At 58.8% G+C, this 4,020-nt stretch carries 3 protein-coding genes and 1 other annotated feature; all 3 genes read left to right on the forward strand.

Annotation, left to right across the window (positions count from 1 at the left end; genetic code table 11):
* Positions 1–759 (forward strand): MBOAT family O-acyltransferase (locus Q0K17_RS10570; RefSeq protein WP_294542874.1); only part of this gene is annotated, 759 nt, incomplete at its 5' end.
* A gap of 38 nt (positions 760–797) precedes the next feature.
* Positions 798–2,195: a hypothetical protein gene (locus Q0K17_RS10575; RefSeq protein ID WP_294542875.1), complete on the forward strand. Its 1,398-nt coding sequence runs from the start codon at positions 798–800 to the stop codon at positions 2,193–2,195.
* Positions 2,196–2,281: 86 nt separating this feature from the next.
* Positions 2,282–2,561 (forward strand) — a binding site (T-box leader).
* 86 nt (positions 2,562–2,647) lie between these two features.
* A partial coding sequence (locus Q0K17_RS10580) for a 2-isopropylmalate synthase (RefSeq protein ID WP_294542876.1) occupies positions 2,648–4,020 on the forward strand: 1,373 nt, incomplete at its 3' end.

The following is a 4,020-nucleotide window of genomic DNA, read 5'->3' on the forward strand; positions in this document are numbered from 1 at the left end:
ATCCAGCTGTACATGGACTTCTCCGGCTGCTGTGACATCGCCCTGGGCGTGGCACGGATTCTGGGATATGATCTGATTGAAAACTTCAACAGCCCCTTTGAATCCACCAGCTTCAGCGAGTTCTGGACCCGCTGGCATATCAGCATGACCGGATGGTTCCGGGATTACATCTACTTTTCCCTGGGCGGCAGCCGCTGCTGCATGGCCCGCCGCCTGATGAATGTCATCATCGTGTTCCTGGTGTCCGGACTTTGGCACGGGGCTGATTGGCGTTACCTGATGTGGGGACTTGCCTGCGGTGTTCTGTGCGCCTTCGGGCGGCTGACCTTCGGTGTGCGCAAGGCGGTGTGGAAGTACAATCCGCTGTACCGCGCCACCTGGTGCAAGAACCTGATCCAGCGGGTGTTTGTGTTTATCCTGTTTGTGGGCACCCTGGTCTTCTTTGCCAGCGCCCTGTACAACGCCGACCCCTACGGCGTGTATGCCGGCCTCTTCCAGGGCTGGCAGGGCGGCATCGGCCCCGCGTGGGACAGTGTGCGCAATCTGCTGCATGACAGCGGCATCGACGGCCGTATGCCTGTGGTGCTGACCTGTGCTTCCCTGATTGTGTTTGCGGTGGAAAGCAACGGCCGCAGCGTAGCCCGCTGGATCCGCACCCAGAATTTTGCGCTGCGCTGGACCCTGTACTATGCGGCGGCGGCAGCGTTGCTGTTCTTCGGCGCCTTTGGTCAGAGCGCATTCATCTACCAGCAGTTCTGACTTGGCTTTTGTGTGATTCAGAGGAAGGAGCCCTTCGCATGGCACAACGTACCCAAACTCCCGTTCCCCAGCAGCCCCAGCGGGTGCACCGCTCCGGCCGCGTAGCCGCACCTGCCCGCCCTGCCGGAAAAAAAGGCGCCCGAAAGGGGCCGGGGCTCATCAAGCGTTTTTTCTTCGGCCTTTTGCGCCGGTTGTATTTCGGCACCAAAACCCTGTCCCGGATTGTATTGCTGGTTCCCATTCTGGTGTTTATGGTGTGGGTCAGCTACACGGTGGACCGCAGCGGTCTGTTCCAGGGAGAACTGGCACCCCGCCGCATTGTGGACCTGATGCTCCAGGGCTACGACGTCACCAATTTTGAATCCATGGATGAGCGCCAGGTGGTACAGCTGTATGCCCAGGATGTACCCGAAACGCCCCAGGTTATCGGCATCGGTTCCAGTCGGGTGCTGCAGTTCAACCGGGAGCTGGTGGGCGTGGACAGCTTTTTCAACATGGGCGTGACCGGCGCCGATGTGCGGGACAATATGACCAGCTACTACAAAATGGTCACCTACGACAAAGCTCCGGAGGTCCTGATCTGGAGCGTGGATCCGTGGGTGTTCTACGGCAATGAGGCCGCCTATGACTACCGCGCCGACGCGGAGCTGTATAACGAATTTCTGACCAAGGTGCTGGGTGTTCCCACCGACTACGAAGAACCGGACAAGGTGGAGCTGTGGAAAGCATTGGTGGAACCGGCCTATTTCCAGGGAAATGTGGACTACTACGTCAAGAACCGTGGTCAGGACGTGGTGACCGATGACGACGGCAACACCATCGAGTTCAACCCCGTCACCGGAGATCCCTACGACCAGACCACCACCATCAAGCGTTCGGATGGCAGCGTATTGTATGACACCGCATTCCGCAACCAGACCCAGGAGCAGATCCTGGCTCTGGCAGCAGCAGCCAGCACCACCTTCAACAGCGTACATATGGAAGGGTTCGATGCCATGAGCGATACCCAGATCCAGGCATTTGAGGCGTTTATTGACTATGCTCACAGCCAGGGTACCACCGTCATTCTGGTGTTGTCTCCCTGGCACCCATTCCTGTACAATTATCTGCTCAACGAGACCGATCTGCACAAGGGATTTTTCCAGGTGGAACCCTGGATCCGGCAGTACTGTGCCGAAAACAACATTCCTCTGTACGGCAGCTACGATCCCGAATGCATTGAGGGCATCGAGGAGATGGACTTCTTTGACGGGCTGCACTGCAAGGACACCGGCATCAAGAAGTTCTTCCCCGGCGTGCCCGCTGTGCTGGAAGCGGTGCAGAACAACACCCTGCCCGATCCTCTGGCCACCACTCCTCGCACCAGCCTGCCCACTGCCAATGACGCTGCCGCTGCAGAAACCACCGACGAGACCACCGATGCGGATGCAGCCTGATTTTTGATCTGCTTTTTATCCAAAACTCAGAAAGAGTGCTTGACAGATTTTATGAAATCTGATACACTCGGTATTGTTATCAAATTGAAAATGCGTTGACGGGGAAAAAGCAGTACCAGTTTTCGCTTCAGAGAGCCGCCGGTTGGTGCAAGGCGGTGCGGAAGGTACGGCGTCACTGGCCCCTGAGCAGCCGGGTTGAGCGGCTATCAGCCGTTAGGTCCGGACGGAATCCTGACCGTTATCATGCAGGCGCGATTCGCCCCGAACAACGGGCCGATCGTACAGAGGGGCCGACTCCCTTTCCGGGTCGGCAATGAGAGTGGTACCGCGGGTACGGCATAACAAACGCTACTTCCCGTCTCTCAAAGGCAGCATTGCCTTTGAGAGACGGGTTTTTTGTTTATTTTTTCCGGCTTTCAAAGGCACCCACACCCTGAAGGAGGCAAATGATTATGATGGACGCTACCAAGTATCATGTCGGCTACTATCCCCCGCCGGTGGAACCGGGCCACGTGTATGAATGGCCGCAGAAGGACCACATTGAAAAGGCCCCGGCCTGGTGCAGCGTGGACCTGCGTGACGGCAACCAGAGCCTGATCGTGCCTATGAGCCTGGAAGAGAAGCTGGAATTCTACAATATGCTGCTGAAAGTCGGCTTCAAGGAAATCGAGGTGGGCTTTCCCGCCGCCAGCGAGACCGAATACGACTTTTTGCGCAAGCTGATCGATGAGAACCGCATCCCCTCCGATGTGACGGTGCAGGTGCTGACCCAGTGCCGCGACCACATCATCCGCCGCACCTTTGAGGCCGTCAAGGGCGCCCCCCGGGCCATCATCCACTTCTACAACTCCACCAGCGTGGCCCAGCGGGAACAGGTATTCCGCAAGAGCAAGGAGGAGATCAAGAAGATTGCCGTGGACGGCGCCAAGCTGGTCAAGCAGCTGAGCGAAGAGTACGAAGGCAACTTCCTGTTCGAGTACAGCCCCGAGAGCTTCACCGGCACCGAGCCGGAGTACGCCGTGGAAGTGTGCAACGCCGTGCTGGACGTGATGCAGCCCACCCCCGACCGTCCCATGATCATCAACCTGCCGGTCACGGTGGAGATGAGCATGCCCCATGTATACGCCAACCAGATCGAGTGGTGCTCCAAGCATCTGAAATACCGGGACAGCGTCATCCTTTCCACCCATCCCCACAACGACCGGGGCTGCGGCGTGGCGGACGCCGAGCTGGCCGTGCTTGCCGGCGCCCAGCGCATCGAGTGCTGCCTGTTCGGCAACGGCGAGCGCACCGGCAACGTGGATGCCATCACCCTGGCCATGAACATGTACAGCCACGGCGTGGACCCCAAGCTGGACTTCTCCGACATGCCGGCCATCTGCGAAGTGTACGAGCGTGTCACCCGCATGCATGTGTATGAGCGCACGCCTTATGCCGGCAGCCTGGTATTCGCAGCCTTCAGCGGCAGCCATCAGGACGCCATCGCCAAGGGCATGAACTGGCGCAAGGAACACAACCTCCACGAATGGACCTGTCCCTATATTCCCATCGACCCCCACGACATCGGCCGCACCTACGACGCCGACGTCATCCGCATCAACAGCCAGAGCGGCAAGGGCGGCATCGGTTTCCTGCTGCAGCAGAACTACGGCTACAATCCCCCGCCGCGTATGCGGGAGGATCTGGGCTACCGGGTCAAGGATGTTTCCGACCACGAACACCGCGAACTCAGCGTGAAGGAAGTGCTCTACGTCTTTGAGCGGGCCTACCTCAACCACACCAGCCCGCTGAACGTCACCGAGGCCCACTTCATCCAGAACCCGGA

This window comes from uncultured Gemmiger sp., from assembly GCA_944388105.1.
Taxonomy (GTDB): Bacteria; Bacillota; Clostridia; order Oscillospirales; family Ruminococcaceae; genus Gemmiger.

What these genes read in the sequence shown, in the direction of transcription:
- Q0K17_RS10575 (WP_294542875.1), top strand. Translation starts at nt 798, where the DNA reads ATGGCACAACGTACCCAAACTCCCGTTCCCCAGCAGCCCCAGCGGGTG.